At 73.8% G+C, this 1,142-nt stretch carries 1 protein-coding gene and 1 pseudogene; both read left to right on the top strand.

Translation table 11 applies throughout. The features are described from left to right. A partial coding sequence (locus ACFU9E_RS35605) for a hypothetical protein (protein ID WP_380715727.1) occupies nt 1-399 on the top strand: 399 nt, incomplete at its 5' end. Between the two features lie 9 nt (nt 400-408). Further along, a pseudogene (locus tag ACFU9E_RS35600) lies at nt 409-1,142 on the top strand (hypothetical protein); the annotation flags it as partial.

Below are 1,142 nucleotides of genomic sequence, written 5' to 3'. Positions count from 1 at the left end.
GCCCCCGAGCGGCCGGCCATCCCGTCCACCGCGGAACTGATCGCAGCGTGGGAGCGACAGCAGACGGCCGCCGCCCTGGTGGCGTCCGGCGCCCTGCTCCCGCAGTCCGCGGCCCTGGCCGTCCCGGACACGGCCCCGATCGTGCCCCGTTGGGTGTGGCGCGCGTCCGCCGTGACCGCCTCCGTGTCGGCCATGGCCGGTGTGGTCGCGTTCGTCGTCTGGGGTGTGTCGCTCGCCCTGACCGCGGCCGTGTCGGCCCTGTCCGCCGCCGCCCCGTACCTCGGGGGAGCCGTGGTGCTGGCGGTCGCTCTGGCGCTTCTGTGCCGCAAGCGCACCGGAGAGGACACACTCTCGGTCAAGGTTGTTCAGAGCGTCGTCGTACAGAGCAAGAGGAAGTAGGTCCCCCAGATGCCGCGCATCTCCCGTACAAAGGCCGCGACACTGGGTCTCCTTGCCCCGGCCGCTCTGGCCCTCGGCATGTCCGCGGACACCTCTTACCGGTTCCTCGGGGCGGCCCTGGCCATCACGGACCAGACCGAGCGGGCCCTCCTGTGCGGTGTCGCAGAGGCGGCCATCGTGGCCCTGACCATCTACGCATGGGCCACCCGGACCAAGGGGCCGGCCTACCTCGCGTATGCCGCCGTGCTCGTCCAGGCCATCCCCGCATTCCAGGTCTCCGGCGCGGCGGGCGGCCCGATCCGGGTCGTCCTCGGGCCCGTCCTCCTGGCCGTGATGCTCCACCTCCTGCTCGGCCTGGAACTGCGCATGTCCGGCGGACAGGCAGACGGCATCCTCGGGGCCGCCCTGCGGGAGCTGCGGGAGCGCGTGACCGCCTCCCTCGGCATCGGCCGGCGGGGCGCCAACTCCGCAGCCATCGCCCGCAGCCGGGCCGCCGACCGCGCGGTGACCCTGGCGGACCGGGTGGCCGGCACTCGGGAGGGCACCCGGACACACTCCCGCCGCGCGGCCAAGTTGGCCGCCGCCATCGACGCGGCGCGACACGGCCTGTCCGGGGATGAGGCGGACGCAGCCGAGGCGGCCATCGTGTCGCGGGTTGTCCGCCGGAAGTCTGTCGCGGGTCTCGCGACCATCGCGACACGGCACGACTGGACCGCGACACTGCCCGGACAGCGACACGACAC

Origin of the sequence: Kitasatospora sp. NPDC057595 (assembly GCF_042800875.1) — a bacterium.
In the GTDB taxonomy this organism is placed as follows: Bacteria; Actinomycetota; Actinomycetes; order Streptomycetales; family Streptomycetaceae; genus Kitasatospora.
Note: the sequence above shows the minus strand (reverse complement) of the source record. Positions and strands in the feature narration are given on the sequence as shown.